Annotated in this window: 27 protein-coding genes and 1 tRNA gene; 16 read left to right on the top strand and 12 right to left on the bottom strand. The window is 57.4% G+C overall.

Translation table 11 applies throughout. The annotated features are described in order from the left end of the window. Positions 1 to 17: 17 nt before the first annotated feature. The 3 genes from leuB to ACN0SC_RS14160 all read left to right on the top strand — a co-directional run bounded on the left by leuB (position 18) and on the right by ACN0SC_RS14160 (position 2,426). Positions 18 to 1,121: a 3-isopropylmalate dehydrogenase gene (gene leuB / locus ACN0SC_RS14170; protein WP_417250338.1), complete on the top strand. Its 1,104-nt coding sequence runs from the start codon at positions 18 to 20 to the stop codon at positions 1,119 to 1,121. A gap of 190 nt (positions 1,122 to 1,311) precedes the next feature. Next, on the top strand, positions 1,312 to 2,259 hold the full coding sequence (locus tag ACN0SC_RS14165; RefSeq protein WP_417250337.1) for a DMT family transporter: 948 nt from the start codon (positions 1,312 to 1,314) through the stop codon (positions 2,257 to 2,259). A 90-nt stretch (positions 2,260 to 2,349) separates the two neighbouring features. Continuing rightward, positions 2,350 to 2,426, top strand: a tRNA-Pro gene (locus tag ACN0SC_RS14160). Between the two features lie 159 nt (positions 2,427 to 2,585). Here the strand turns inward: ACN0SC_RS14160 and gyrB are convergent. The 8 genes from gyrB to mutM form a co-directional block, all read right to left on the bottom strand. Continuing rightward, positions 2,586 to 5,024, bottom strand: a complete 2,439-nt coding sequence (gyrB, locus tag ACN0SC_RS14155; protein ID WP_417250336.1) for a DNA topoisomerase (ATP-hydrolyzing) subunit B — start codon at positions 5,022 to 5,024, stop codon at positions 2,586 to 2,588. 90 nt (positions 5,025 to 5,114) lie between these two features. Further along, positions 5,115 to 5,735, bottom strand: a complete 621-nt coding sequence (locus tag ACN0SC_RS14150) for a LysE family translocator (protein WP_417250335.1) — start codon at positions 5,733 to 5,735, stop codon at positions 5,115 to 5,117. After that, positions 5,732 to 6,841 (bottom strand): DNA replication/repair protein RecF, encoded by a 1,110-nt coding sequence (gene recF / locus ACN0SC_RS14145; protein WP_417250334.1) that lies wholly within the window; start codon positions 6,839 to 6,841, stop codon positions 5,732 to 5,734. The genes ACN0SC_RS14150 and recF overlap by 4 nt, the downstream gene beginning before the upstream one ends. A gap of 34 nt (positions 6,842 to 6,875) precedes the next feature. Further along, positions 6,876 to 7,994 carry a DNA polymerase III subunit beta gene (dnaN, locus tag ACN0SC_RS14140; RefSeq protein WP_417250333.1) on the bottom strand — a complete coding sequence of 373 codons (1,119 nt, stop codon included), beginning with the start codon at positions 7,992 to 7,994 and terminating at the stop codon, positions 6,876 to 6,878. A 180-nt stretch (positions 7,995 to 8,174) separates the two neighbouring features. Next, positions 8,175 to 9,557 (bottom strand): chromosomal replication initiator protein DnaA, encoded by a 1,383-nt coding sequence (dnaA, locus tag ACN0SC_RS14135; RefSeq protein ID WP_417250332.1) that lies wholly within the window; start codon positions 9,555 to 9,557, stop codon positions 8,175 to 8,177. Between the two features lie 727 nt (positions 9,558 to 10,284). Beyond that, positions 10,285 to 10,548 (bottom strand): 30S ribosomal protein S20, encoded by a 264-nt coding sequence (gene rpsT / locus ACN0SC_RS14130; RefSeq protein WP_417250331.1) that lies wholly within the window; start codon positions 10,546 to 10,548, stop codon positions 10,285 to 10,287. Positions 10,549 to 10,715: 167 nt separating this feature from the next. Then, positions 10,716 to 11,492 (bottom strand): enoyl-CoA hydratase, encoded by a 777-nt coding sequence (locus tag ACN0SC_RS14125; protein WP_417250330.1) that lies wholly within the window; start codon positions 11,490 to 11,492, stop codon positions 10,716 to 10,718. Positions 11,493 to 11,553: 61 nt separating this feature from the next. Beyond that, positions 11,554 to 12,405, bottom strand: a complete 852-nt coding sequence (mutM, locus tag ACN0SC_RS14120) for a bifunctional DNA-formamidopyrimidine glycosylase/DNA-(apurinic or apyrimidinic site) lyase (protein WP_417250329.1) — start codon at positions 12,403 to 12,405, stop codon at positions 11,554 to 11,556. Positions 12,406 to 12,491: 86 nt separating this feature from the next. On the opposite strand from mutM, the gene ubiE reads away from it, so the two are divergent. Together ubiE and ubiB are read left to right on the top strand one after the other, a co-directional pair. Continuing rightward, a complete protein-coding gene (gene ubiE, locus ACN0SC_RS14115) occupies positions 12,492 to 13,244 on the top strand; it encodes a bifunctional demethylmenaquinone methyltransferase/2-methoxy-6-polyprenyl-1,4-benzoquinol methylase UbiE (protein WP_417250408.1) in 753 nt (250 codons plus the stop codon). Beyond that, entirely contained in the window at positions 13,244 to 14,779 is a 1,536-nt protein-coding gene (ubiB, locus tag ACN0SC_RS14110) for a 2-polyprenylphenol 6-hydroxylase (RefSeq protein ID WP_417250328.1), read from the top strand. Before ubiE ends, ubiB begins: the two co-directional genes overlap by 1 nt. Before the next feature lie 3 nt (positions 14,780 to 14,782). On the opposite strand, the gene ACN0SC_RS14105 is transcribed toward ubiB, so the two are convergent. Genes ACN0SC_RS14105 through ACN0SC_RS14095 form a run of 3 tightly spaced genes read right to left on the bottom strand, consistent with a single transcriptional unit; the run spans position 14,783 to position 18,109 of the window. After that, complete coding sequence (locus tag ACN0SC_RS14105; RefSeq protein ID WP_417250327.1) at positions 14,783 to 15,610, bottom strand: phosphotransferase family protein; 828 nt, start codon at positions 15,608 to 15,610, stop codon at positions 14,783 to 14,785. Positions 15,611 to 15,666: 56 nt separating this feature from the next. Further along, the gene (locus ACN0SC_RS14100) at positions 15,667 to 16,338 is read right to left on the bottom strand and encodes a flagellar hook capping FlgD N-terminal domain-containing protein (RefSeq protein WP_417250326.1); all 672 of its coding nucleotides are present in this window, start codon (positions 16,336 to 16,338) and stop codon (positions 15,667 to 15,669) included. Position 16,339: 1 nt separating this feature from the next. Beyond that, positions 16,340 to 18,109: a flagellar hook-length control protein FliK gene (locus ACN0SC_RS14095; RefSeq protein WP_417250325.1), complete on the bottom strand. Its 1,770-nt coding sequence runs from the start codon at positions 18,107 to 18,109 to the stop codon at positions 16,340 to 16,342. A 111-nt stretch (positions 18,110 to 18,220) separates the two neighbouring features. Between ACN0SC_RS14095 and ACN0SC_RS14090 the strand changes: the two genes are divergently transcribed. The 6 genes from ACN0SC_RS14090 to ACN0SC_RS14065 all read left to right on the top strand — a co-directional run bounded on the left by ACN0SC_RS14090 (position 18,221) and on the right by ACN0SC_RS14065 (position 22,213). Then, a complete protein-coding gene (locus tag ACN0SC_RS14090) occupies positions 18,221 to 18,511 on the top strand; it encodes a rod-binding protein (protein WP_417250324.1) in 291 nt (96 codons plus the stop codon). Further along, on the top strand, positions 18,498 to 18,842 hold the full coding sequence (locus ACN0SC_RS14085) for a hypothetical protein (protein ID WP_417250323.1): 345 nt from the start codon (positions 18,498 to 18,500) through the stop codon (positions 18,840 to 18,842). Before ACN0SC_RS14090 ends, ACN0SC_RS14085 begins: the two co-directional genes overlap by 14 nt. A gap of 230 nt (positions 18,843 to 19,072) precedes the next feature. Continuing rightward, the gene (locus tag ACN0SC_RS14080; protein WP_417250322.1) at positions 19,073 to 20,548 is read left to right on the top strand and encodes a flagellin; all 1,476 of its coding nucleotides are present in this window, start codon (positions 19,073 to 19,075) and stop codon (positions 20,546 to 20,548) included. 89 nt (positions 20,549 to 20,637) lie between these two features. Further along, a complete protein-coding gene (gene flaF / locus ACN0SC_RS14075; protein ID WP_417250321.1) occupies positions 20,638 to 21,015 on the top strand; it encodes a flagellar biosynthesis regulator FlaF in 378 nt (125 codons plus the stop codon). Further along, the gene (gene flbT, locus ACN0SC_RS14070; protein WP_417250320.1) at positions 21,012 to 21,419 is read left to right on the top strand and encodes a flagellar biosynthesis repressor FlbT; all 408 of its coding nucleotides are present in this window, start codon (positions 21,012 to 21,014) and stop codon (positions 21,417 to 21,419) included. The genes flaF and flbT overlap by 4 nt, the downstream gene beginning before the upstream one ends. Continuing rightward, complete coding sequence (locus ACN0SC_RS14065) at positions 21,416 to 22,213, top strand: DUF1217 domain-containing protein (protein WP_417250319.1); 798 nt, start codon at positions 21,416 to 21,418, stop codon at positions 22,211 to 22,213. The genes flbT and ACN0SC_RS14065 overlap by 4 nt, the downstream gene beginning before the upstream one ends. Before the next feature lie 106 nt (positions 22,214 to 22,319). On the opposite strand, the gene ACN0SC_RS14060 is transcribed toward ACN0SC_RS14065, so the two are convergent. Further along, the gene (locus ACN0SC_RS14060; protein WP_417250318.1) at positions 22,320 to 23,648 is read right to left on the bottom strand and encodes a FliI/YscN family ATPase; all 1,329 of its coding nucleotides are present in this window, start codon (positions 23,646 to 23,648) and stop codon (positions 22,320 to 22,322) included. 81 nt (positions 23,649 to 23,729) lie between these two features. Here ACN0SC_RS14060 and ACN0SC_RS14055 point away from each other — a divergent pair, with 81 nt between their 5' ends. From ACN0SC_RS14055 to ACN0SC_RS14035, 5 genes are read left to right on the top strand one after another with little or no spacing between them, the layout of a single operon-like run. Next, complete coding sequence (locus ACN0SC_RS14055) at positions 23,730 to 24,122, top strand: FlgB family protein (protein WP_417250317.1); 393 nt, start codon at positions 23,730 to 23,732, stop codon at positions 24,120 to 24,122. Between the two features lie 10 nt (positions 24,123 to 24,132). Continuing rightward, on the top strand, positions 24,133 to 24,525 hold the full coding sequence (gene flgC, locus ACN0SC_RS14050; RefSeq protein ID WP_417250316.1) for a flagellar basal body rod protein FlgC: 393 nt from the start codon (positions 24,133 to 24,135) through the stop codon (positions 24,523 to 24,525). Between the two features lie 22 nt (positions 24,526 to 24,547). Next, on the top strand, positions 24,548 to 24,844 hold the full coding sequence (fliE, locus tag ACN0SC_RS14045) for a flagellar hook-basal body complex protein FliE (RefSeq protein ID WP_417250315.1): 297 nt from the start codon (positions 24,548 to 24,550) through the stop codon (positions 24,842 to 24,844). A 3-nt stretch (positions 24,845 to 24,847) separates the two neighbouring features. Further along, positions 24,848 to 25,114 (top strand): flagellar biosynthetic protein FliQ, encoded by a 267-nt coding sequence (locus ACN0SC_RS14040; protein WP_417250314.1) that lies wholly within the window; start codon positions 24,848 to 24,850, stop codon positions 25,112 to 25,114. After that, positions 25,114 to 25,830: a flagellar hook-basal body complex protein gene (locus ACN0SC_RS14035; RefSeq protein ID WP_417250313.1), complete on the top strand. Its 717-nt coding sequence runs from the start codon at positions 25,114 to 25,116 to the stop codon at positions 25,828 to 25,830. Before ACN0SC_RS14040 ends, ACN0SC_RS14035 begins: the two co-directional genes overlap by 1 nt. The last annotated feature ends 13 nt before the right edge of the window (positions 25,831 to 25,843 follow it).

The raw sequence follows: 25,843 nt of genomic DNA, 5'->3' as shown, positions 1-25,843 counted from the left end.
CAAGGATCTGACGCGACATGAGCAACCCTTCCATTCTTATCCTGCCCGGCGATGGTATTGGCCCCGAAGTCATGGCCGAGGTCGTCAAAATTATCGACTGGTTCGGCGACAAACGCGGTCTGAAATTCGACGTATCCCAAGACCTCGTTGGCGGCGCGGCCTATGACAAGCACGGCTCCCCCCTGTCGGACGAAACAATGGCCAAGGCGCAAGAAGTGGACGCGGTTCTGCTCGGTGCTGTTGGTGGACCGAAGTATGACAACCTCGACTTCTCGGTGAAGCCCGAACGCGGCCTTCTTCGCCTGCGCAAGGAAATGGACCTTTTCGCCAACCTGCGTCCTGCCCAGTGTTTCGATGCGCTGGCTGACTTCTCCTCGCTCAAGAAGGACGTGGTTGCAGGCCTCGACATCATGATCGTGCGTGAACTGACATCGGGCATCTATTTCGGTGAACCTCGTGGTGTCATCACCGAAGGCAACGAGCGTGTCGGTATCAACACGCAGCGCTATACCGAGTCGGAAATCCGTCGCGCAGCGGTTGCCGCCTTTGAACTGGCGATGAAGCGGAACAAGAAGCTCTGCTCCATGGAAAAAGCCAATGTGATGGAATCGGGTATCCTCTGGCGTGATGTCGTGACCGAAGTGGCCACCGATTACCCCGAGGTCGAGCTTTCGCATATGTATGCCGACAACGGCGCGATGCAGCTGGTGCGTGCGCCGAAGCAGTTCGACGTGATCGTAACTGACAACCTCTTTGGCGATATCCTCTCCGATTGCGCTGCCATGCTCACTGGTTCGCTCGGCATGTTGCCTTCCGCGTCCCTCGGTGCACCGATGGAAAACGGGCGTCCTAAAGCCATGTATGAGCCGGTGCACGGCTCCGCGCCCGACATCGCAGGACAAGGCAAGGCAAACCCGATCGCCTGTATCCTCTCCTTCGCGATGGCACTTCGCTATTCCTTTGATGAGGGTGATGAGGCTACGCGCCTTGAGAAAGCAATCGAAACAGTCTTGGCCGATGGTGTCCGTACGGCTGACCTGCTTGGCGATGAGGGCGCTACGCCCGTATCGACGTCCGAAATGGGCGACAAAATCGTTGGGGCTCTCGACGCATCCCTCTGACCACAAACGGTCCTTAATATCGCGAAGGGCGTCTCGTTCGGGGCGCCCTTTTCTTTTGACCGATTGCGCCCTCTCGGTTCAGCCCATTGGCATCATTCAAACGAGCACAGTACACGCGCGAGAATTCCCCCTTGCAGCGGCGCTTTGTCGCGTGTTTGGTGGGGACGCAATATGACGGAAAGTTCCGACCATGAACCTTACTGGCGCATTTTATGCCCTGATCGCCTTCGCGGTCTTCGCGTCGCATGACGTTGTCATCAAGCTGCTCGGTGCCTCGTTTTCGCCGTTCCAGATGATCTTCTTCTCGACGCTGTTTTCCTTTCCGCTCATCACCTTCATGCTGATGCGGGACAAGACGCCAGGCAATTTGCGGCCCGTGCATCCGTGGTGGACGCTGATCCGAACCACCTGTGCGACGATCAATGCAATGGGTGCCTTTTATGCCTTTTCGACCCTGCCGTTGGCACAGGTTTATGCGATCCTCTTCGCCTCACCGCTGATCATCACTGTGCTGTCGATCCCCGTACTCGGTGAGCGTGTCGGCTTCCATCGGTGGGCGGCGGTAGTTGTTGGTCTGATTGGCGTGATCATCGTCTTGCGGCCAGGTACGGCGGACCTAACGCTCGGGCACCTCGCCGCGCTTTCTTGTGCGTTCTTTGGCGCGTTCGCGTCCATCATCGTGCGCAAGGTCGGGCGTGAGGAAAGGACGGTCGTATTCATGCTCTATCCGATGGCGGCGAATTTCGTGATCATGGGGACGCTGATGACGTTTAGCTACGAGCCCCTGCCGCTCAAGGATCTCGGCGGCATTGCTACACTGTCGTTGTTTGGCTTCATTGGTGGCTTGCTTCTCATCAGTGCTTACAAGGCGTCTGAGGCGGCTATCGTTGCGCCGATGCAATATTCGCAGATCATCTGGGCAACCTTGTTCGGTTACGTCATCTTTGGCGAAACGCTTGATATGCCAACTATTGTCGGGGCGGGTATCATTATCCTGTCTGGACTTTACATCGTCTTCCGCGAAGCCAGCGGTGGCACATCGAACAATACGCCTGTTCTACGGACACGCTCTCGCGCCTCGTCAGCGGCGTCGTTTCGGATTTCTCCATTTCTGCGACGCTCGAAAACAACGCAATAGTCTTCAAGGGATTGCGCCCGTTGACGCGGCTGGGAGCGGTGCTTTTGGTCTTGCAAAACCCGCAGTCCCGCTATATTCCGCCCGCACGGTCGGAGCGTAGCTCAGCCTGGTAGAGCACTGTCTTCGGGAGGCAGGGGCCGGAGGTTCGAATCCTCTCGCTCCGACCAATTTCATCACAAGAAAGCCACGACACCCCTCTCGAGGGATGCCACCGAGGTAGGCGATAGGGTTTTCTGAAATCAGGGACATCGTACGCCAGGATAGCGCGTACCGAACAGGCAGTCTTACGCCCGTTCGGTCCATAGTTTCAAAACAGCAACGCGCCTTTATGCGTCGAGGTTTTCGACGTTCAGCGCATTGTCCTGAATGAACTCGCGGCGCGGCTCAACGACATCGCCCATCAACTTGGTGAAGATGTCATCGGCCTCGGCAAAATCTTCGATCTTCACCTGCAACAGGGTCCGCGCTTCTGGATCAAGGGTGGTTTCCCACAATTGGTCCGAGTTCATCTCGCCCAGCCCCTTGTAGCGCTGGAGAGACAAACCCTTTTCGCCTTCTTCAAGGATCGCGTTGAGAAGATCGACGGGGCCATGAATAATCGTTCCGCGCTCTTTGCGCACCAGATGCGATGGCTCTTTGTAGATCCCGTTGGTCGCTTCGACTTCCTTGCTGATCCGACGCGCTTCGCCGCCGCGCAGGATAGAGCCGTCCAAGGTGCGTACTTCTTCGACACCGCGCAAAACCCGCGTGAGGCGGATACCCGCATCCTGCGTGGGGCGTCCAGTCCAACCACGCTCGTATTCCACGGCAATCATATCAAGCCGCTTCGCCACGGCGTCCGCGACCCCCGCCAAATCGGCATCCACGCGCCCCGCTTCAAACGCACCCGCAAGTGCGGCCTGCTCGACGATATGGCGCGGATAGTGGGTCGGGAAGGCATCGAGAATACGCTTGAAGCTCCGAGCGCCCTCGACCACACGCGCCAGATCGGCGCCTGCAATCTCTTCGCCCGACTTCAAACGCAACACTGCACCGTCGGTGCCTTGATGGATCAGGTAGTCTTCCAACGCGGCCTGATCCTTGAGGTAGACCTCCGACTTACCACGCGCGACCTTAAAGAGAGGCGGCTGGGCGATGAAGAGGTGGCCGTTTTCGACCAACTCAGGCATCTGGCGGAAGAAGAACGTCAGGAGCAGCGTTCGGATGTGCGCACCGTCAACGTCAGCATCGGTCATAATGACGATCTTGTGGTAGCGCAGTTTGTCGAGATTGAACTCGTCGCGCCCGATGCCCGTGCCGAGCGCCATGACAAGGTTGCCGATCTCTTGGCTTCCCAACATCCGATCAAAACGCGCACGTTCCACGTTGAGGATTTTTCCGCGCAAAGGCAGGATCGCTTGTGTCCGACGATCCCGTCCCGTCTGCGCCGACCCGCCTGCGGAGTCACCCTCGACGAGGAAGACTTCGGTTTGGCTTGGATCTTTCTCGGAACAGTCCTTCAGCTTGCCGGCCAGAAAGTTCACATCGAGCGCCGATTTGCGTCGGGTCAGCTCACGCGCTTTTCGTGCGGCTTCGCGGGCCATCGCCGCTTCGACAATCTTCGAGACGATCATCTTCGCTTCGTTAGGGTTTTCGTCGAACCACTCGGTGAGCTTTTCACCCACAAGGTTCTCGACAGCGGGCCGCACCTCGGAGGACACCAGTTTGTCTTTCGTCTGCGACGAGAACTTCGGGTCGGGCACTTTGACAGAAAGCACGCAGGTCAGCCCCTCGCGCGCGTCATCGCCCGTGAATGTGATCTTTTCCTTTTTCGCAATGCCACTCTCGGTCGCATAGCGCGTCAGCGTTCGGGTCAATGCACCGCGGAAACCCGCCAAGTGCGTGCCCCCATCCCGCTGGGGAATGTTGTTCGTGAAGGGCAGGACGTTCTCGTGGTAGCTGTCATTCCACCACATCGCGACCTCGACGCCGATATCGTCACGCTCGCCCGTGACAAAGATCGGTTCGGGCATCATCGACTGCTTGGAGCGGTCCAGATACTTAACGAATTCCTTGACCCCGCCTTCGTAGAAAAGCTCGGTCTTCAGCGGTTCTGCGGGGCGGTCATCCTCAAGGATAATCCGCACACCTGAATTCAGGAACGCCAATTCGCGCAGTCGCTTCTCAAGGATCTCGAACTGGTAGTCGAGATTGGAGAAAGTGCCACCTTCAGGGTCGTTCGTCTTGGCGGAAGCGAGAAAACGCACCTCGGTGCCCGTCTCATCGCCTGCATCCCCGATCACCTCGAGGCTCTCGGTGGTTTCGCCACGCTCAAAGCGCGCACGGTGGATTTTGCCATTGCGCCAGACCTTGACCTCCAGCCATTCAGACAGGGCGTTAACCACGGACACACCCACACCGTGCAGACCGCCAGACACCTTGTAGGAGTTGCTGTCGAATTTCCCGCCCGCGTGAAGCTGGGTCATGATGACCTCGGCCGCCGAGACACCCTCTTCCTTGTGCATATCAACAGGCATACCGCGCCCGTTGTCGCGCACGGACACCGAGCTATCGGCGTGGATTTTGACATTCACATAGTCGGCATGACCAGCAAGCGCCTCGTCAATCCCGTTGTCCACGACCTCATAGACCATATGGTGCAGGCCAGAGCCGTCGTCTGTGTCACCGATATACATACCAGGACGTTTACGGACAGCCTCCAAGCCCTTGAGGACCTTAATAGAATCAGCGCCGTATTCGGAGTTGTTCTGCGCGTCGTCGGACATTCGAAAATCCTTGTATTTCCCTGCCAGATTTATACGCGATGGTTGTAGGTTTGTCACGCAACAGACACAATATTTGGTGCGTCTCGTCGATCAAGTGAACGGGATCACGAAGGCCACGATAACCAACAGGAAGCCCGCCGTCATATTCAGACGCTTCAGCCCCTTCGGTGTTGATATCAATGCGCGCACCCGCCCCACCGACGCCGCCAACACAAGGTTCCCGATGAGCGGCACAATGGCGGAGATAAGACAGATCGCCACGATGTCGGGACGGGTGAGTGCGCCAAGGTCAAAGAACCCTGGCAAAAGGCCCATGTAGAACAAAATAGCCTTCGGGTTGCCCATGATGACAACCAATCCCGCAACAAACCCCGCCCAGACACCAGGACGCGTCAGGCGACTATCCGTGGCAATGGCACGGTCGGCATGGCGGAGTAACATCACCCCCATGAAAAGGAACATCACGACAGCGATCCAGCGCATGACCGTCAGGAATGCTGCGAATTCGGACACGATCCACGTCACACCGAGGATCGCCAGAAGCGGCCAGAGGATATCTCCGACGACCACACCCAATGCCAGCGGCGCCGCCGAGGAAAATCCGCCCGACAGAGCACGCGCAAGCATGGCGACCCAGACGGGTCCGGGCGTAAGGAAAAGCACCAGCAGGGCGAAAGCGTAGAGCAAAAGCTCGGAAGGTCCGATGGTCATTCGATCTCTTTCACGACCGAGGCTCCGTCGATATCGGACACCTCGAAATGGGCCGCGCGGCTTCCTAGCTCTGCGAACAATTCTGGCCCTGTGCCCGTCATGAACGCCTGCGCACCGAGCGCGGTAATCTCGTCATAGAGCGCAGCGCGGCGATCGGCGTCAAGATGAGCCGCGACTTCATCGAGAAGGAAAATCGGCGCGGCCCCGAAATCCTCCGACAGAGCGCGTCCGTTGGCGAGGATCAAGGAGATCAGGAGAGCCTTTTGCTCCCCCGTCGAGCATTGCGCGGCGGAGACACCCTTGGCGGCATACGTCCCATCGAGATCAGCACGGTGCGGCCCGATCAAAGTGCGGCCCGCGTGAAGGTCGCGTTGCCGATTACTCTCAAAGGCGGTGAGAAGTTCCTCTTCCGTATCGGGCAAAGGTCCGTCATCCGAGGCACGCAACGACAGCGTTGCGATAGGGAACGACGTTTTCGCCCCCTCTTGGGCGGCTGCCAATCGGTCGAGCGCGTCCAGCCTCATACGCATGATCGCCGCCCCCTCGCGGGCCATTTGCGCCTCTAAGGCCCCGTACCAATGCGCGTCACGCACCATGTCTTTCAGCAGGCGGTTGCGCTCCCGCATCGCCTTCTCATAGGCCAGAACCGCTTCGGCATGGCGCGGCTCGAAACTCATAACCATCCGATCCAGAAACCGCCGGCGCCCTTCCGCGCCTTCGATCCAAAGACGGTCCATGGCGGGAATGAGCCACACGATCCGCGCTATTCGCCCCAATGCCACCTGTGCAGCGGCTTTGCCGTCGATCTTCACACTGCGGGATTGGCCAACTTCAGCGCGGGTTTCGATTTCGTGGGTCTGGCCGAGAGACCGCAGCTCCGCCGCCACCCGCCATCCCAAGGCTTCGGGCTTTCGTGCGATCTCGTCAGGCCCTGCACGCCGCAAACCGCGACCAGGCGAGAGCATGGAAACGGCTTCGAGAATGTTAGTTTTCCCCGCGCCATTGGGGCCGAAAATAGCAACAGGCCGCCCGTCCAATTCGAGACGCGCGGCCCTGTGGGAGCGAAAATGCGACAGGGTCAGCTCTTCTATAAACAGGCCGCCCATGGCACCACTCTGGTCGTTTTCGTGACGGGAATTCTCAAACGCGCATCGGCATGACAACGTAGACCGCCGAGGTGTCGTTGCCTTCGCGCATCAAGGTCGGGTCGCCTGACGAGTTGAACAGAAACACCGCGTTCTCGCGATCAACTTGTGACGCGATTTCCAGAAGGTATTTCGCGTTGAACCCGATTTCGAGGTGTTCGTCGTTGTAGGCCACGACCAGTTCTTCTTCCGCCGCGCCCGCGTCGGGGGCGTTGACCGACAGGGTGAGCTTGTCTTCGTCGAGCGACAGCTTCACCGCGCGCGAGCGTTCGGATGACACGGTAGCCACACGGTCAACCGCCTTGGCAAATTCGGAAGCGTCGACCTCGAGCTTACGGGTATTTCCAACAGGAATAACGCGCGTGTAGTCGGGGAAGGTGCCGTCGATGACCTTAGAAGTAAGTGTGATGTCGGGTGTCGCGAAACGGATTTTCGCCTCCGAAACGGACACAGCGATTTCCATGTCGTCGTCATCGAGCAGTTTGCGCAATTCACCCACGGTCTTACGCGGCACAATCACACCCGGCATGTCGGCGGCACCCGCGGGAAGAGGCGCGTCTACGCGAGCCAGACGGTGACCGTCCGTCGCCACGCAACGCAGCACCTGACCACTCTCAGCATCAGATACATGCATGTAAACGCCATTGAGGTAATAACGGGTTTCCTCGGTGGAAATTGCGAACTTCGACTTATCGAACAGGCGGCGCAGAACTGGTGCAGCAATCGCGAAATTGCTGTCGTAATCCGTGCTAGCCATCACGGGGAAATCTTCTTTCGGAAGTGTGGCGAGCGAGAAGTTGGACCGACCAGCTTCCACAGTGAGCCGCCCCGAGGCCCCATCGTCGGTCAGAACGACCATCGCACCGTCGGGCAGTTTGCGCACGATCTCGTGCAGCGTCACCGCCGAAACCGTCGTCGCCCCTGCACGCTCAACCATGGCGGCACATTTGTCGACCACTTCGATATCGAGATCGGTCGCTCGGAAGGACACATGGCCCCCATCCGCCTCGATCAGGACGTTGGCGAGAATCGGAATCGTGTTGCGCCGTTCGACCACGGATTGCGCTTGTCCGACGGCTTTCAGAAGCGCGCTACGCTCGATGCTGATTTTCATTACACCCTCGTGTGTCAAATGGTCGGGGCGCCGAACGTAAACCATCCGTCGCTCGACGCAAGAACTTGTTTGGATTGACTGTGTTGCGTCACGCGCGAAGGGTCAAGAGCAAGAGGGTACTGCGGCGCGAAATGTCACCGCCACCGCACAGTTTTCGTGCCCGCCATCACGGATCGACCGTCAGGCCTCCAGCATCCTACGCAGCAGCTCCAGATCATCGGCGATTTGGCTGTCGGCGGATTTGAGTTCCTCGATCCGCTTGACGCCATGCATTACCGTTGTGTGGTCGCGTCCACCGAAGCGGCGACCAATCTCGGGCAGCGAACGCGACGTCATCTGCTTGGACAGATACATGGCGACCTGACGCGGGCGGGCAATGGAGCGCACACGCTTGGGGCCGATCATGTCGCTGAGACGGATCGAATAATGCTCGGCCACCTTGCGCTGGATTTCTTCGATGGTGACTTTGCGCTCGGAAGCCTTGAGGATATCGGCGAGACATTCCTGCGTCATTTCCAGCGTGATCTCGCGCCCCACAAGAGAGGCGAAGGCAAACAGGCGCATCAGCGCGCCTTCGAGCACGCGGACGTTGGTGGTGATGCGATGCGCAAGGAATTCCAACACGCCATCAGCGAACACCAAATCAGGATATTGCGCGCGGTAGTTCTCGGCCTTGGTCTGCAATACACCAAGGCGGAGCTCGTAGTCGGTCGGATGCAAGTCGACAACGAGACCACATTGCAGCCGCGACTTGATACGGTCCTCAAGATCCTTAATCTCACCAGGTGCGCGATCGGCAGAAATGATGATCTGCTTGTTCTGGTCCACGAGGGCGTTGAACGTGTGGAAGAATTCTTCCTGCGTGCTGTCTTTACCTGCGATGAATTGCACATCGTCAACCATCAGAACGTCGACGGAACGGAAGATCTGTTTAAAATCAATCATCTGCTTGTCGCGGAGCGCCTGAACGAAGCGATACATGAACTGCTCGGCGGACAGGTAAAGGACGCGCAATTCGGGGCTACGGGCCTGAATTTCGTGGGCGATGGCGTGCATCAGGTGGGTCTTACCTAGCCCAACACCGCCATAGAGAAACAACGGATTGAAGGTCACGGGACCACCTTCAGCAACCCGACGCGCGGCGGCGTGGGCAAGTTCGTTGGGTTTGCCGACGACGAAATTGTCAAAGGTAAAACGTGCATCCAGCGGCGCACCTGGAAGGGGCGCACGTTGTTGTGGCGCGGCTTCAGCAGGGCGGGATGGCGCAGGTGCCGCCTTGGCTGTCTGAGCACCTGCGGCTTCTTTAACTGGTGCAGGGCGGTTGGCAATCACATCAAAGCTCACACGTGACGCGCCTGAGTTGGCCGCTTTGAGATGTGCCAGAATCGTATCGGAGAAATTGCGGGACACCCAATTCGCCATGAAGCTCGTTGGAACCGAGAAGCGTGCGGTGCCGTCCTCGATTTGCGTCAGTTCCAGAGGCTCGATCCAGTTCGAGAAGTTGTTCTGGCCAATCTCCTCAAGAAGATGCCCCTTCACACGTCCCCACACTTCGTTTTTCATTTTCTCGTTCGACCCAAATTATCGTTTTCGTTGACCGCCGCAAACATGGCGGCTGACATCCAAAATAGATGCCGGCTTACAGACGCCTCACGATTACTCGGAAAACAGCACCGGACGTTTGCTACAGATGCTCACCATCCATAGCCCCTGCTTAGTCCGGTCCCTACGCGGCCCGCTCAAATTGATAAAAGCCACTGGCACGGATGCCTCACCATCCGCAAACGCCAGGCCTTTCAGCACAATATGATCGGGTCGTTGGACAATCGGAACAACTTCCGCGCCATAAGAGCGCTGTGTCGTCCGACGGTGGCCATGCGGTTACCCCTAACCGCTTTGAACACCTGCAAATGCACGGGAAATACGCCCTCGAAGCCGTTTGGCCCAATATGGTATTTCGCGGTGCACTTTCTCGCTTGTCCCCCCAAGTCGACGTGAATCGCAGGGTGAAACTAGCAACCTCGTGAGCGCACGCGCAACGGAACTTCGCGCTTGACTCGGGCTTTCCCCAAACCGAATCCGATAACCCCTTTTTCTTTCAGCAATCCCGTGGCGAAATTGCTGCAATCGGTCACGCTTGAACCTGTGCCTCGAGATTCCCAGTTGCGCCAAACCGAAGTTGAGGCCATCGGCCGCCATCGAGAATCAGCGCGGCATAGATCACGCCGAAAAACCCACAAAAAAAAGCGCGCCCAAGGGCGCGCTTTCCATATCGTCATGTCCGAAAGACTCAGCCGAGCGATTTCACACGTGCGGCGAGACGGGACATTTTGCGGGACGCAGTGTTCTTGTGCATCACACCTTTGGTCACACCGCGCATCAATTCGGGCTGCGCGGCTTTGAGCGCTTCTTGCGCTGCGGACTGATCACCGGATTCGATGGCTTCTTCTACGGCGCGAAGGTGAGTGCGGATACGCGAGCGACGGGCTTTGTTGACGTCGGTGCGACGAACGGCCTGACGGGCGCGTTTCTTGGACTGGGGCGAATTCGCCATGATTAGTTCCCTCTCGTGGGTTCGGTTTGCATCTCTGTTGCGAAGGAACCCACGTCCTCATTCAGGACGGGCAAATCATAGCCTGAGCGGGCTCCACGCGCATGTAAGCCGTCTCTTTAGAGAAGAATCGCCCTAAAGGGAAGCCCCTATCGGCCACGTGTGCCCTACTATTTGTCGCGAAATTGCGGCGTGCGCTTCTCGATGAAAGCCAACATGCCTTCCTTCTGATCCTCGGTCGCAAAAAGCGCGTGGAAACTGCGACGTTCAAACAGCACGCCTTCGGAGAGAGAGACCTCCTGCGCACGCTTCACCGATTCCTTTGCTGCAGCGACCGAAATCAGGCTCTTCTCCGCAATCTTCTCCGCCGCGCTCAAAGCCTCGTCAATGAGCTTTCCTGCGGGCACAATGCGCGATACCAGGCCAGAACGTTCGGCCTCTTCGGCATCCATGGACCGCCCCGTCAGAATCATCTCCATCGCTTTCGACTTGCCGACACATCGGGTCAGGCGCTGCGTTCCACCAATTCCGGGGATAATCCCGAGGTTGATCTCGGGCTGGCCGAATTTTGCGTTGTCCGCAGCGATGATGAAATCACACATCATCGCCAACTCGCAACCACCTCCAAGCGCATAGCCTGCCACCGCCGCAATGACGGGTTTGCGGATCCCTGCGATGATGTCGGCGTCAGAGGCAAAAATCTCCTCATGCGCCATGTCGGCGAAGCTCTTGGTGGACATTTCCTTAATATCGGCTCCGGCGGCAAATGCCTTTTCCGAGCCAGTCAGGACAATCGCTCGCACTCTTTTGTCCGCATCCGCCGCGGTCAGCGCCTCGGCCAATTCGGCCAGAAGCTGCGAGTTGAGTGCATTCATCGCTTTAGGGCGGTCGAGTTTGATCAACAGAACCGCGCCATGGGTTTCGGTCTGGATCGTGGAATAAGCCATTTGTGTCTCCAAAGTGCTGCGCGCTTGGTTGAGTCCTATCAGGGTGTTCCCTATTCGCAAGTTATCTTTGGCAGCGGGGGCAGTAGAAGCTTGATCGCCCCGACTGCGCCACGCGCTTGACGGTCCCGCCGCATCCCTCCCGCGAACAGGCCCCGCCCTCGCGCCCGTAGACACGGAAATTGTGCTGAAAATATCCCAATTCCCCGTCCGCCTGTCGATAATCCTTGAGTGAAGATCCCCCCGCCTTGATCGCCTCGTTCAAGACATAACGAATGATCGGCACTAAGGAAGCGACGCGCGCGGGTGAAATCTGTCCGGCTTTGCGCAGAGGGCTGATTCCCGCGCGAAAGAGAACTTCACAAACGTATATATTGCCAAGCCCCGCCACGATCCGCTGATCAAGCAGAGCCGATTTCACTGGCGTATTGCGGCCCTCGAATGCGGCAACCAGATGATCCTCGTCGAAACGGTTCCCCAACGGTTCAGGCCCCAACTTTGCGAGCAGCGGATGTTCTTCCGCACGCGCCGTGTCGAGCAAATCCATCGCCCCGAACCGCCTCGCATCATTGAATGTCACACGGGCACCGTTTTCCATGTCGAGAATAACATGGTCATGCTTTGCAATCTGCGGGTGCTCATGCACGAACTGGCCCAGTGGGTCGCCTGACACAGTCATTCGCCCCGACATGCCCAAATGGATCAGGAGGCTCTCGCCCGTATCAAGGTCTGCGAGGATGTACTTTGACCGCCGCCGCAACCGCTCGACCCGCGCGCCCGTGAGCCGTTCGGCCATATTCGGAGGAAACGGCCAGCGCAGATCAGGCCTACGTACATCCGCCCGCGAGACACGCTCGCCAGCCATCGAGGGTTCCAGACCGCGACGAACCGTCTCGACTTCGGGTAATTCGGGCATAGTTACTCCTCTTGGGGATTGCTTGCGATTGTATCGCGTGGAATGCGCCCTATAAGAAGGGGACGCTTTTGAGAGGTTCAAGAACGATGGCGCAATCGGGCGAGAAAACCACCCATTTCGGTTTCAAGGATGTTGCCGAGAACGAGAAGGCCGGCATGGTCCACGGGGTCTTTACCTCCGTGGCCTCCAAATACGACATCATGAATGACGTGATGTCGATGGGTATCCACCGTGTCTGGAAAGATGCGATGATGGATTGGCTTGCTCCGCGTCCCGGTCAAAGGCTTCTAGATGTGGCGGGCGGCACAGGCGACATCTCGTTCCGCTTCCTTGAGCGCGCCAAAAGCGGGTCGTCTGTCGTTCTGGATATGACGGAATCGATGCTGGTCGAAGGGCGTAAGCGTGCCGAGGCCGCCGATATGGCCGAAAGCTTGTCGTGGGTGACAGGCGACGCGATGGCCCTCCCCTTCGATGACAATCAATTCGACGTCTACACAATCTCTTTCGGCATTCGGAACGTCACACGTATTCCCGACGCGCTGTCTGAGGCTTACCGCGTTCTCAAACCAGGCGGGCGGTTGATGGTTTTGGAATTCTCGCAACTTCCAAACCCCGCGATGCAAAAGGCCTACGACCTCTATTCGTTCAACGTCATTCCGCGCATGGGGCAGGCGATTGCAGGTGATCGCGACAGCTATCAATACCTCGTCGAAAGCATTCGCAAATTCCCCGACCAGGAGACCTTCGCCTCCATGATCCGTGTCGCTGGCTTCGAGCAGGTTGCCTATCGCAATCTGTCCTTGGGGATTGCTGCGTTGCACTCGGGGTGGAAAATCTGATGCGCGGCCCGCACAATATCTGGCGGCTCATCCGCACGGGTGCCACGATGGAGCGCACGGGCGCGATGAGTGTCGCGCTGGAAGCCATGGAAGCGCCGCGCGCCTTCCGCATTCTGGCGCGCACCTTGATGTGGCCCGTTCAATGGCTCGGCATCAAGGGCGACAGTGACCAGCCGCCCGTTACGCGCGCGCTCACCGCGCTCGGACCCGCCTACATCAAGTTCGGACAGATCATGTCGACCCGTCCCGATGTTGTCGGCACCGAGCTGGCCCGCCAATTGCGGGTGTTGCAAGACGAGCTTCCTCCGTTCTCTCGCGCCAAAGCGGCAAGCACCATCGAACGGGAATTAGGCAAGCCGCTGGATGAAGTGTTCTCGGAATTCTCCGAGCCCGTGGCCGCTGCCTCCATCGCTCAGGTGCACCGCGCGCGGCTTCAGTCCGACGGGAAACAGGTGGCCGTGAAAGTCCTGCGCCCTGGGATCGAAAAGGCTTTCCGCAAGGACATTGACGCGTTCTATTTCGTGGCATGGGTCATCGAGAAACTGCTGCCATCCTCGCGCAGACTGCGCCCACGTGATGTGGTCGCGCATTTCGAAGGCGTAGTGATGGGTGAGTTGGACCTGCGTCTAGAAAGTGCCTCCGCCTCCGAGTTCCGCGCCAACACGCAAAATGACGAAGGTTTCGACGTTCCCAAAGTCGATTGGGAGCTTTCGTCACGCCGTGTCATGACATTGGAATGGGTTGACGGTGCACCCGCCTCGGATATCGAAGCCATTGATGCGCTCGACGTTGATCGTTCCGCGATCGGCAAACGTGTGCTGCAAATGTTCCTTCGGCACGCCCTTCGCGATGGCTATTTTCACGCGGACATGCACCAAGGCAATCTCAAGATCGCATCGGACGGAACAATCGTCGCGCTCGATTTCGGGATCATGGGTGCCCTCGACGCTTACACGCGGCGGGTCTACGCAGAGATCCTCTACGGTTTCATTCGTCAGGACTATACCCGCGTTGCCGAGGTGCATTTCGAGGCAGGTTATGTGCCCGCCGACCGCGATGTAGCTGAGTTCGCCCGGGCCTTGCGTGCTGTTGGCGACCCCATTTTCGGCATGGATGCGACCCGCATTTCCATGGCGCGCCTTTTGTCCTATCTGTTCGAGGTGACTGAGCGCTTCGGAATGGAGACCCGCACGGAGTTGATCCTGCTTCAGCGCACGATGGTGGTGGTCGAAGGAGTGTCACGCTCACTCGATCCGCATATCAACATCTGGGAAGTCGCAAAGCCGATCGTCGAGGACTACATCAAGGAAAACGTCGGCCCGAAAGCCATGCTTCGTGATCTCGGCTCCACGGTGCGTGTTCTGTCCCGCTTTGGTCCTCGCCTTCCCGAAATCGCCGAGAACTTTCTGATGGCGCAGTCGAAGCAAACCCCGCCGCCGCCCCATATGTCGCGCAGATCCCGTATCGCGTTGCTCATGTTGGGCGCTTCAGTTTCCGCCGTGCTCGGTGCTGGCGTGGCTCTCTTCTTCTCGTAAGCCTCAAGTAAGCGCAGCCAGATAGGCCATTTCCGCATCAAGCGCAGGCGCATAGTCCTCCTCACCACATGCCACTTTCCAGCGGCAGTAGTTGGCAATCGCACGGCTGAGGTCAGGTGCAAGTAGTTGATACCGCGCCACCGTGGCTTTGTCGGGATATGCCTCCAAGACCATGCGCCGCTCGAACGAGGTCAGAACCCGCGCACCATAGACCACATGCATCGCTGGCGAGACGAGCACGGCTAGATCATCGACAGGATCGCCGTGGGTTGGACACTGCCAATCGAGGAACCGCACACCATCGGCTGTTTTCAGCGCGTTTGCTGGTGTCGGATCACCATGCAGGAACACCCGACGTTCACCGTAGTCCACCCTGATCGGGGCAGGATCATCGTCGAAAAGCGCGCACCCCGCACCGATCAGACCGCCCGTATCCGCACGACTGCCACTCAAACCAGATGGCGGCATTGCGTGAAGGGTCCCGAGCGCACGCGCCATCTCTGGCGTGGCGGTCTCAAAAGTCTCTCCTGATACATAGTCGTAGACGAGGCAACTCTGCCCTTCGACTTCCAACAATTCAACGGGTTGGGGCGCAAGGTTGGTGCCTTTGAGCGCGGATAACACGCGCCATTCCGCGTGGGGGTCGTTGGGGAAAACGGGATTGGAACGGTCCACGCGGTAGAGCTTGAACACGAGGTCTCGGTGGCCATCGCGTCCGCGCCACCCCGTGTTCGTCCGCCCGCCTTCAAACGCCGACCACACCGCATCATCCGTCAGAAATCTGGCGGCGGCGCTACGGATGGCTGGTGGTGGCAACTCTGAATTGGTCATTTGGCCCGTCTGTCTGTCGAGCCTTTCTACGTGTCACGGGACCGCCGCCGCAAGTGTTAGCCCCCTTCGCGCAGTGCAGCGACGCTGTCGGCCGACACTACCGCCCCACTTTCCAGCACCAGAAGAATATCTCCACCATCGCGGCGCGCCTCAATTACGCGTCCGAAAGAGGACACATCCGAATTCGAATGGAACTGACCGTTTGCATGGTTCTCGACAATAAACTCGTAGGTGCCCATATTGAACTGCGTTCCGTTGGCATCTATCCCAGACCACGTAAATTCACTGGCATGGGGGTCTAGAGCGATCCGTTGGACTTCGCCACCACCGCTATCACGGACAATCAGGAAGGATTGGTCGACCCCGTATTGCGGTTGCACCTTGAGGTCGACGGGGTCGCCGTTGAATTGAACGGGCGCATCGGTCTCAACATCCATCCCGACCCAGCCCGTCGCCTGCGACATGCCGATCACCCCGAGCTGCGTGGACAGGTCGTTAATCAGGTCGTTGGTCAAAACCTGCTGCTCAACACCCGAGAAGGTTGCAAGCTGCACTGCATAGTCGGTCGATTCGATGGGATTTAGCGGGTCCTGGTTCTTCAACTGAACCGTGAGCATTTTCAGAAACGTTTCGAAATCCGACGAAAGCGCATTTTCGGTTGTGGACGTTGTGGTGCTGGCACTCGGATAGCTCGTCTGCGTCGTTTGGGTTTGTGTAATCTCGGTCATGTTACAGCCTCATATCCATACGCGTTGAACCATCAAGCGCGACCCGAACAGGCACAGGAGCATCGTTCATCGCGGGACGGATCAATTCGGGCACTTCACCTTCAGCGGAGGAGTCGAATGCACGCGACGCGCTGCCATTTCCATGGCTCTCCCCGCCTGTATTTTCAGAAAATTGAAACTCGCTTTGTTCGTAGCCAAGCGCTGAGAGCTCTTCCTGAAGCAGATGGATATTGCGCCGCATCATCTCGGCCGTGTCGGGTTTTTCCGCCTGCACCACGACCGTCATCGCACCTGTCTCTGACACCTGAAACGTCAGCCGAACGCGCCCGAGTTCCTCGGGCGAGAGCGAAATCTCGACAGGGCGATCGGGCAGTGACTTCACCGCCTCGACAATTTGAGCCGCGATCCCCGCAGTCACTTCAATGCGCTGCATGTTCAGCGTTTGCGTAACTGCCGTGGCATCGCGCGGGTGCGTAACCGCGGACGAGTCAAACCGTCCTTGCACATCATCCACACCGAGCGCGCCACTCAATTCGGCAGATGTCGGTTCATCACCCCTTGCATTCGTCATGACCGCGCTGGCCAAACCGTATGTCTGCGTCGGCGCAACGGGTGCAACTCTTGCCGCCTGTGCGCTCTCTTTCGGCATTTCAAACGCGCGATCGGCGGTCTTAGCGTCACCCGTTTCTGCCGCCCGTGACGAAGTACTCTGCGCGCCAACATCAACTCCAACCGTCGGAGATTTGGTGGATGTATTCGTGGCGACAGGTTGAGACACGGTCACAGTTTCTTTAGAGTTTTGGACATTCTGTGCCCTCTCCGCTTCCAGTTTCTCAGCCACTCCCTCCGCCCCCACAAAGCCAACCTGCCTGTCTTCCAACGTTGCCATATCCGCCGCTTTTGGCGCTTCGCTGGACCGCATGACCAAGGGTAACACCATCATTCCCTGAGCCTTCTCGCCAAGAGAACCTGCAATCGGTTTATGCTTATCACCACTACCTTTAATATTGCCAGTGCTTCCCACCTCCGTGATCGGCATTTCGGGAATCGCAACTGTCTCAGTCAAAACACCAAGTTGTAGGACGCCAACATTGTGTTGAGCGATCGCTTTCGCTCCTGACTTTGTAACGGGTGCACCCTCTATGACCGGCACACCGGTCCCCCTTAGGGCAAGCCTCTCCGATTGAGCATCGTCCGTGACGGGTATGGTCGTCATATTTGTCACCCCGCCACTCACACCATCAGGAACCTGACCCTTCAACCTGGGCAGTTCTACGGCACGCTGCCCCAAAGGGGGGTCTTCATTGGCCTCTACGATCTTCATAGCCACATCTGGCGAAGGCTCGTCATGGGTCGCCACTATTGTCCGAACGCCAAACGCAGGAATCGCCGCACCCGCCAGTTCTGCGACACCCTCGTCCGACGCGTCTCGCTCTACCTCGCCAGCCCCTTGCGCAATCACAGCATCGACTTTCTCAAAGGCAACGTTCAAATCACTGGTGAATGTGGCAATGATCTCACCACTGCTTAACTCGGCACGCATGGGCAACGAGACCGCATTCTCTACGCGCGCGGACGACTGTTCAATCAGCTCGGACATATCCGATTGATTTGGCGCTGGCTCATACACATCGCGAAACACCCGTTCGCCGCTCCCCAGATAGAACGCTCCAAACGCTCCGCTGCCATCCTCACGGGGCAATACGGCGCCAGTTCCGTTCTCTACAGGCGTGTCATTGGACCCAAGCGTACCCACGGAATTGAACTGCATTTCTTGCACCTGTTCTTAACTCTTCGCAGTCACAATCCCAGACGCAGGTTACTGATCCTTTACCGAATTCCACTAAACCGAGAAAGTTACCTAGAATTGGAGATATCCAGAATGGAACTTTCAGGCCTCCTGCCATCAACCTCTCCGAAAGCGCTGTCGTCGCACGAAGCAGAGAAACTGCGCACCGCATCCGAGAAACTTGAGGCGAGTTTTCTCGCCCAGATGCTCAAGGAATCAGGCTTCGGCAAAACGCCCGATTTCGCAGGCGGCGGCGAAGGAGAGAGCCAGTTCACCTCCTTCCTGATCGACGCGCAGGCGGAGAAAATCGTCGAGGCGGGAGGAATCGGTCTGGCCGAACAAATCTTCAAATCTCTGACGGAGCGCGTAGATGGCATTTCTTGACCGTTTCCACCCCGCCAAACACATGCTGGCCATTCTCGAACAGGAACGCGCCGCCATTCTGGCAATGGACTTTAGCGAGATGTCGCGGATCGCCCCGCGTAAGGAAAGGGCCTTGAAAAACCTTTCAACTGCCAAGCTCACACGCAAGGATCTCGACGCGATCCAGAAGGCATCCGCGCGGAACCAGAACCTGCTTTCTGCGGCGTCTAAAGGAATCAACGCAGTGCGGCAAAGGCTGGATTCGGCACGGACCGCCAAGAGTAGCTTCCAGACCTATGACAGGAAAGGCCGCAGCACATCGCTTGTTCGTAAACCATTAACCAACAGATGAATTCTTGGGGGCTTTGCCCGATTTTTGCCTCAAATTGATTGAAACTTCACCGCACGGATTAGGAAACTCTCAATCAATCCGCATCAAGTTCAGTGTGCACCCGAGGGGGTGGCACGGATAGACGCAAAAGCGCCTGCCCGTATTCCGTCAGAATGACAGTCCTGAAACCGCCACTCGGCGGGCAATGAAACTATGGCGCAAAACGCGCCTTCAGATCAAAGGAAAATGCTATGTCCAGCATTCTGACTAACAACGGCGCAATGGTTGCGCTGCAAACCCTGAAATCCATCAACAACGACCTGTCCAAGACGCAGAGCCAGATCTCCACGGGTAAGAACATTGCATCCGCAAAGGACAATGCATCCGTCTGGGCCATCTCGAAAGTGATGGAATCCGACGTCAAAGGCTTTCAGGGCATCTCCGACAGCCTCGCACTCGGCCAATCTACTCTCGCGGTTGCCGCGGGTGCCGCCGAAAGCGTCACCGACCTGTTGACCGACATTAAAGGCAAAATCGTTGCCGCGCAGGAATCGAACGTCGACCGAGAAAAGATTCAGACAGATATCGAAGCCCTCACGAGCCAGATTGACTCCATTGTGGGCGCCGCCCAGTTCAACGGGTTGAACCTCGTCAAGGGAACGGAAGACGTTGACATCCTGTCCTCTATGGACCGTGCGGCAAACGGAAATGTGTCGGCATCCCACATCACCATCAACCGTCAGGATTTGTCTACGACAGTTGGTACTTATGGAAGCGATGGTGACCTCTCAGATCGAGGTGCAGAGTCATCCGCAACCGTCATAACTGGCCCTAGAACCGCAGACATTGAAGTGACCTACGCCGCTTCGGAGAACTACACTGTTTCGATCGGCGATAAATCCGTCACGGTTGATGCTGTCGATGACGATGATGTCACCGAATCTGCTCTTGCCGCGGCCATCAACAACCTTGGGATTGAGGGCGTATCTGCAAGAATCGATGGCAATACGCTGAAGGTGGAATCGATGCTCGACTTCGATGATGTGCAAATTGAAGTCAGCCATAGCGGCGGCGGCGCCATTACTGTAGACGGCAGCTCTTCTGCCACAGTTAACCAACGCGCGGAAACCATTACGTTCAACCAGGCAGCCAAAGTAAACGATGGCGATTCCTTCCGAGTAACCTATGGCGGCAACAATTACGATTACATCGCTGGCAAGGGTGAAACGATGGAGGACGTCGCGCGCGGCCTCAAAATCGCAATCGACTCTGCTGGCCTTGAATCTGTGTCCACGAAAGTGACGCAGAACGACACTGGCGAATGGGAACTCAACATTGCCAACCACGGCTCTGGTGATGTAACCGACCTTGCTTTTGATGGAAAAGAAGGTGGTACGGCTTCCGGAGGATTGTTCGGCCTCAAGAGCCTTGATGTCACAACCGAATTCGGTGCCGAAAACGCACTTGGGACAATCGAGACGCTGATCAACAACTCGATCGATGCCGCCGCCGAATTCGGTTCCGCGCAGGGCCGAATTGAGACGCAAACGGATTTCGTCTCGAACCTGACCGACTCTCTAAAATCGGGCATCGGTGCAATGGTTGACGCCGATATGGAAGAAGCTTCCGCGCGACTTCAGGCGCTTCAGGTCCAGCAACAGCTCGGTGTGCAATCGCTCTCAATCGCCAACCAGGCTCCGCAGACCATCCTGTCGCTCTTCCGCTAAGGGCATTACTCGGGCGTCAAAAACTGACGCCCGAGATCCACCGCGGTAAAGCCGCGCAATAGAATTCATGGTCACCGGAAGGACACGACGTGAACGCTCTAAACATGGCCCGAACGGCCTACTCCAACACCACCGCCCCAATCCGCACCCCGCGCGGAACGGAATACGAGGTCTTCGCTCGTATTTCCCACCAACTCAAACAAACATCCCAGAATAAGAAAACCGACTTTCCCGCTTTCGTTCGCGCACTCAATCACAACCGTCGCCTATGGACCCTCCTCGCGTCTGATGTGGCGGACAAGGACAACGCCCTGCCCAAGGAACTCCGCGCGCAGATTTTCTATCTGGCTGAATTCACGATCCAACACACCTCGAAAGTTCTAACCGGCAACGCGAACGAGGAGCCTCTTCTCGACATCAACCGCTCAATCATGCGCGGCCTCCAAGGTGAAGGGAGCGCGACATGAGTGGTCTCGTTCTGAAACTCGGCCCGAAAGAGCGGGTCCTGATCAACGGTGCCGTGATCGAGAACGGCGAGCGACGTTCGCGCCTGTCGATTGTCACGCCCAATGCCAATATCTTGCGCCTCCGCGATGCGATCCATCCCGAAGAGGTCAACACGCCCGTGCGTCGCGTCTGCTATATCGCCCAATTGGTTCTGTCGGGCGACGCCGATCCTGTAGAGGCAAAGCACCAGCTTTTTCGAGGCATTGAACAATTGAGTCAGGTTCTGACCGACGTAGACAGTCGAACGTTGCTCAACACCGCGACAGACGCCGTCAAAACCGACCAATTCTATCAGGCGCTCAAGTCCCTTCGGAGCCTCCTTCCTCGCGAGGAACGCCTGCTTTCAGCCATGGAAATCCAATGAGCTTTCAACCCATTGTCCCATTCGGAGGATACTCGGGATGGGCATTCCTCAATCGCACCAAAGACGCGCAGTTCGAAACATTCCAGAACTCGCAAGACATCAAGCGCGACGTTGACTACTTCAAGGAGAACATCTCCAAGATTACGTCGGCAGAAGATCTCGTGGCAGACCGCCAGTTGCGCAAAGTTGCATTGGGAGCCTTTGGGTTGGGCGATGATATCAACAACATCTTTTTCATCCAAAAGGTGCTGTCCGATGGCACCACCGACCCTGATGCATTAGCAAACAAACTCGCGGACAAACGCTATCTGGAGTTTTCAAAGGCTTTCGGCTTCGGAGATTTCGACACCGCCAACACGCAACTAAGCACATTCGGTGAAGAAATTTCAGAGCGGTATATGGAGCTCCAGTTCGAAATCGCAATTGGAAATCAGGACGAAAATCTACGTTTGGCAATGAACCTCGATCGAGAGCTTGAAGCCATCGCTAGCAAAGAAACATCCGACAACGGGCGATGGTATAATGTGATGGGGAATACGGCCGTTCGCTCCGCACTTGAAACTGCTCTTGGATTACCCTCTTCACTTGGCGCTCTAGACCTTGACCAGCAACTTGGCGAATTTAGGGACAAGACATCACGCTACTTCAACGGCGGCGAAGTCTCACAATTCTCCGACCCAGAGGTGCGCAGTGAACTCGTCCGCCTGTTCCTCGTCCGTTCGGAAATTGCGGCTGGAAGCACCACGACCTCATCCGCGTCCAACGCATTGGCGCTTTTGACAGGCGCGGTATGACCAAAAGGCAATCACTCGGATAAAACACGCTGTCACGCGAGTCGATCACGCAAATTCTGGTCGTATTTGGGGTGCGTAGACACACTCGCAGCGTTGACGCTTAACATTACGATTGCGCTTCATCCACCGACAAGCAGGCTTCCAGCTTTTCGAAACAGCGTGAAATTCCATCCGCGCTCGACTCGGCAAGAAACCGATCCAGCTTTGGCCAGACCGCAATAGACTTGTCGAGGTGAGGGTCGGTGCCATGCTGATAGAGACCCGCCTGAGCCATCATTTCGGACCGTTCGTATGTCCCAAGCAGGCTGCGGGTCTCGCGGATAAGCGCGTTCTCATTTTCGCTGGCTACATCAGGAAGTGCGCGCGACACGGACCGTAGAAGATCAATTGCTGGGAACCGCCCACGTTCGGCGATTTCGCGACTAAGCACCACGTGACCATCAAGCACACCGCGCAGGATATCCGCAATGGGTTCATCCATATCCGATCCAGCAACCAAAACGGTGAAGACCGCTGTTATGTCACCTGCGGATTGAATGCCTGGACCTGATCGTTCGCACAGCGAGGTTATCAAGTGGGAGGTCGATGGTGGAAATCCTCGCAGCGAACTCGACTCACCCGTCGCCAATGCGATTTCACGGTGCGCTTCTGCAAATCGCGTCACCGAGTCGGCGAGGAGAAGAACCTGCCGCCCCTGATCACGGAAATATTCGGCAACCGCCATCGCAGTCCAAGCGCACCGACGCCGCACAAGGGGCGATTGATCGGAAGTCGCGGTCACGACGACGGAACGCTTCATCCCATCGGGCCCAAGAACCCGCTCAACAAACTCACGCACTTCGCGTCCGCGCTCGCCAATCATCGCAAGCACCACGACATCGGCCTGAAGACCTGTCGCGAGCTTCGCAAGCAGGGTTGATTTCCCCACACCAGACCCCGCGAAGAGACCAACTCGCTGACCGCGCACGATTGGCAAAAGCGTGTTAAAAACCGCCAAGCCCGTTTCCAAGCGCGGGCCAAGCGCCTTGCGCTCCGTCGGGTTTGGCGCCTCTGCGCGTAGAGGTCGCGACTTTGCGCCGCGCAGGATCGGGCGACCGTCGATGGACTGGCCAAAAGGATCAATCACGCGACCGATCCAACTGTCGTCGGGCGCGATTTCGTTTCTTCCAACATGAGTCACAGGATCACCGATGGACAATCCGTCGGCTCCACCGTCAGGCAAAACAGTAACTATGTCCTCGTGAAGTTGTAGAACCTCACCTCGGCGCACCCTATCGCCGTGCCCGATCTCGACGAGATCACCCAATGCCGCCGCACCACTTAATCCCGACACCATAAGGACACCGCGCGCCACCTCCACCACACGACCGATGTGATGGACCGATTTCACCGCAGAAATCTCCGCACGCAATTGTTCGAAAGCGAATGCTCTCATCGCTGAATCCTCATCTGACAACTCTTTCTAAAGGAATCAGGGTTAAGCCTTGGTTGAGATGTAATCGTGGGAGAAGCCCCGATGTTTGAGAACTTGGAAATTTTCCGTATGGCCAACGGGCTCGCGCGCCACTCTGCGACCCGGCAAGAGGTCATCGCCAGAAACGTAGCGAATGCGGACACACCTAAATATCGTGCAAAGGATGTACAGTCTTTCGTCGAGGCCTTTGACCATGCGCAGACCAGCCGCCAGACCTTTAAGGCTACCCGCGCGGGGCACATCACGCCGCACGAAGTCGGGCTGAACTGGATAGCCGAAATCGACACCCCCGAAGAAGCATCTCCCAACGGCAACACCGTTTCGCTCGAAGCCGAGATGATGAAATCCTCCGAGACACGCCATCAGCACGAGCTCGCGCTCAGCGTCTATCGCAGTTCAATGACCATTCTTCGCATGTCAATTGGCCGTAGTTGAGGGGGCGAAAATGAGTGATCTCACCCAAATTCTCTCTCTGTCCGCGTCGGGTATGAAGGCGCAAGCCAACCGTTTGCGCCATGTGTCCGAGAATATCGCCAATGCGGACACCCCTGGATACCACCGCAAGATTGTCGCCTTCGAGCAGGAGCTCCTCAACGGACGTGCCACTGGTGCCGTGAAAACTGGTCCCGTCGAACTGGACCAATCCCCGCTATCGCCAGTTTTCGATCCTGGTCATCCCTTGGCCGACGAGCGCGGTTTCTACGACGGGTCCAATGTCGATCTGATGTTCGAAGTGGCCGATGCGCGCGAAGCGCAACGCAGTTACGAGGCGAACCTGAAAGTGTTCGACCAAGCCAGACAGATGTCGTCGTCGCTACTTGATCTGCTGCGACGCTAACCCAAACGGATAGGAGACCAGAATGGATATCCGCTCCACACTCGCAACCCAAGGCTACGCCGCCACGCGACCCGCAACCGCCCCAAAGCCGCCGGACGGCTCAGGCGGCGCGAGCAACCCCTTGCTGGAAGCAGGTAAAAGTTTCGCCGAAACACTGTCGGAAAGCGAACAAGTGGCAAAAGCCGCGATGACTGGACAGGCCGACACGCAAGCGCTCGTCATGGCACTCGCCCAATCGGAACTGGCCGTAGAGACCGCAGTCACCGTGCGCGACAAGGTCGTCGAAGCCTATCAGGAAATCCTCAGGATGCCCGTGTAAGCCATGGATGAATTCATTTTCTATGACACGCTGCGTCAGGGCCTTTGGATTAGCGTGATGATTTCGACTCCGATCCTTGTTGTCGCCCTCGTCACGGGCGTCGGCGTCGGTCTCTTTCAAGCTTTGACCAGCGTTCAGGAAATGACTCTGACCTTCGTTCCCAAACTGGCGGCGATTGTCATCGTGTTCTGGGCGTCTATGGGCTTCATGACCGAAACCCTGACGTCTTTCTTTCAAAACCACCTAATTCCATTGATTGCGGGGTTCTGATGGACAACGCAGGTTACACCGTCCTCACGCGCCTATCTGGTCTGAAACACGAGCTTCAGGCCATCGCCAACAACGTGGCCAATGCCTCCACGACCGGCTTCCGCAAGGAAGGGCTGATCTTCTCCGAGCACATTACGCGCCTCGACAGCGACGATCCATCGTTGTCGATGGCAAACGCAAATGTGCGCCTGACCAACAATGCGCAAGGTCCGGTCACACCGACGGGCGGGACCTTTGACTTCGCCATCGAGGGTGACGGTTTCTTCCTGATCGAGACCCCCGACGGCGACGCATTAACCCGCGCGGGTACATTTACGCCAAACGATCAGGGCGAACTGACGACGCACGACGGATACCGCGTCCTCGATAATGGCGGCGCGGCAATCTTCATCCCGCCCGACGCGAAATCCATCGCCGTGGCGTCGGACGGCACGCTCTCCGCCGATGGCGAGAACCTCGCCCAGATCGGCCTGTTCATGCCCACTGACCCAACATCTTTAAGCAGGCAGGATGGCGTGCGCTTTTACACCGAAGCTGGTGTCGGTCCCGTCGAGGAGCCAGTCATTTTGCAAGGTTATGTCGAGAACTCCAACGTCAACCCAATCGCGGAAATCACCCGCATGATCGAAGTGCAGAACGCCTATACGCTCGGTCAGAAATTCAGCCAACAAGAGGACGAGAGAATCCGTTCGGTCATCTCGACTCTTGGCCGATAGTTAGGAGAAAGCC

The sequence above is a fragment of the Celeribacter sp. genome (genome assembly GCF_048261515.1).
GTDB lineage: Bacteria > Pseudomonadota > Alphaproteobacteria > Rhodobacterales > Rhodobacteraceae > Celeribacter.
The sequence above is the reverse complement of the archived record's forward strand: the minus strand, read 5'-3'. Positions and strand labels throughout refer to the sequence as shown.

Coding starts and splice junctions, on each gene's coding strand:
- ACN0SC_RS14165 (WP_417250337.1), top strand. CDS start 1,312: ATGAACCTTACTGGCGCATTTTATGCCCTGATCGCCTTCGCGGTCTTC.
- mutM (WP_417250329.1), bottom strand. CDS start 12,405: ATGCCCGAATTACCCGAAGTCGAGACGGTTCGTCGCGGTCTGGAACCC.
- ACN0SC_RS14090 (WP_417250324.1), top strand. CDS start 18,221: ATGGAACTTTCAGGCCTCCTGCCATCAACCTCTCCGAAAGCGCTGTCG.
- ACN0SC_RS14105 (WP_417250327.1), bottom strand. CDS start 15,610: ATGACCAATTCAGAGTTGCCACCACCAGCCATCCGTAGCGCCGCCGCC.
- ACN0SC_RS14125 (WP_417250330.1), bottom strand. CDS start 11,492: ATGGCTTATTCCACGATCCAGACCGAAACCCATGGCGCGGTTCTGTTG.
- ACN0SC_RS14095 (WP_417250325.1), bottom strand. CDS start 18,109: ATGCAGTTCAATTCCGTGGGTACGCTTGGGTCCAATGACACGCCTGTA.
- flgC (WP_417250316.1), top strand. CDS start 24,133: ATGAGTGATCTCACCCAAATTCTCTCTCTGTCCGCGTCGGGTATGAAG.
- ACN0SC_RS14150 (WP_417250335.1), bottom strand. CDS start 5,735: ATGACCATCGGACCTTCCGAGCTTTTGCTCTACGCTTTCGCCCTGCTG.
- ACN0SC_RS14060 (WP_417250318.1), bottom strand. CDS start 23,648: ATGAGAGCATTCGCTTTCGAACAATTGCGTGCGGAGATTTCTGCGGTG.
- gyrB (WP_417250336.1), bottom strand. CDS start 5,024: ATGTCCGACGACGCGCAGAACAACTCCGAATACGGCGCTGATTCTATT.
- ACN0SC_RS14100 (WP_417250326.1), bottom strand. CDS start 16,338: ATGACCGAGATTACACAAACCCAAACGACGCAGACGAGCTATCCGAGT.
- ACN0SC_RS14040 (WP_417250314.1), top strand. CDS start 24,848: ATGGATGAATTCATTTTCTATGACACGCTGCGTCAGGGCCTTTGGATT.
- ACN0SC_RS14085 (WP_417250323.1), top strand. CDS start 18,498: ATGGCATTTCTTGACCGTTTCCACCCCGCCAAACACATGCTGGCCATT.
- flbT (WP_417250320.1), top strand. CDS start 21,012: ATGAGTGGTCTCGTTCTGAAACTCGGCCCGAAAGAGCGGGTCCTGATC.
- ACN0SC_RS14065 (WP_417250319.1), top strand. CDS start 21,416: ATGAGCTTTCAACCCATTGTCCCATTCGGAGGATACTCGGGATGGGCA.
- ubiB (WP_417250328.1), top strand. CDS start 13,244: ATGCGCGGCCCGCACAATATCTGGCGGCTCATCCGCACGGGTGCCACG.
- ACN0SC_RS14080 (WP_417250322.1), top strand. CDS start 19,073: ATGTCCAGCATTCTGACTAACAACGGCGCAATGGTTGCGCTGCAAACC.
- ACN0SC_RS14055 (WP_417250317.1), top strand. CDS start 23,730: ATGTTTGAGAACTTGGAAATTTTCCGTATGGCCAACGGGCTCGCGCGC.
- dnaA (WP_417250332.1), bottom strand. CDS start 9,557: ATGAAAAACGAAGTGTGGGGACGTGTGAAGGGGCATCTTCTTGAGGAG.
- ubiE (WP_417250408.1), top strand. CDS start 12,492: ATGGCGCAATCGGGCGAGAAAACCACCCATTTCGGTTTCAAGGATGTT.
- leuB (WP_417250338.1), top strand. CDS start 18: ATGAGCAACCCTTCCATTCTTATCCTGCCCGGCGATGGTATTGGCCCC.
- dnaN (WP_417250333.1), bottom strand. CDS start 7,994: ATGAAAATCAGCATCGAGCGTAGCGCGCTTCTGAAAGCCGTCGGACAA.
- rpsT (WP_417250331.1), bottom strand. CDS start 10,548: ATGGCGAATTCGCCCCAGTCCAAGAAACGCGCCCGTCAGGCCGTTCGT.
- fliE (WP_417250315.1), top strand. CDS start 24,548: ATGGATATCCGCTCCACACTCGCAACCCAAGGCTACGCCGCCACGCGA.
- recF (WP_417250334.1), bottom strand. CDS start 6,841: ATGGGCGGCCTGTTTATAGAAGAGCTGACCCTGTCGCATTTTCGCTCC.
- ACN0SC_RS14035 (WP_417250313.1), top strand. CDS start 25,114: ATGGACAACGCAGGTTACACCGTCCTCACGCGCCTATCTGGTCTGAAA.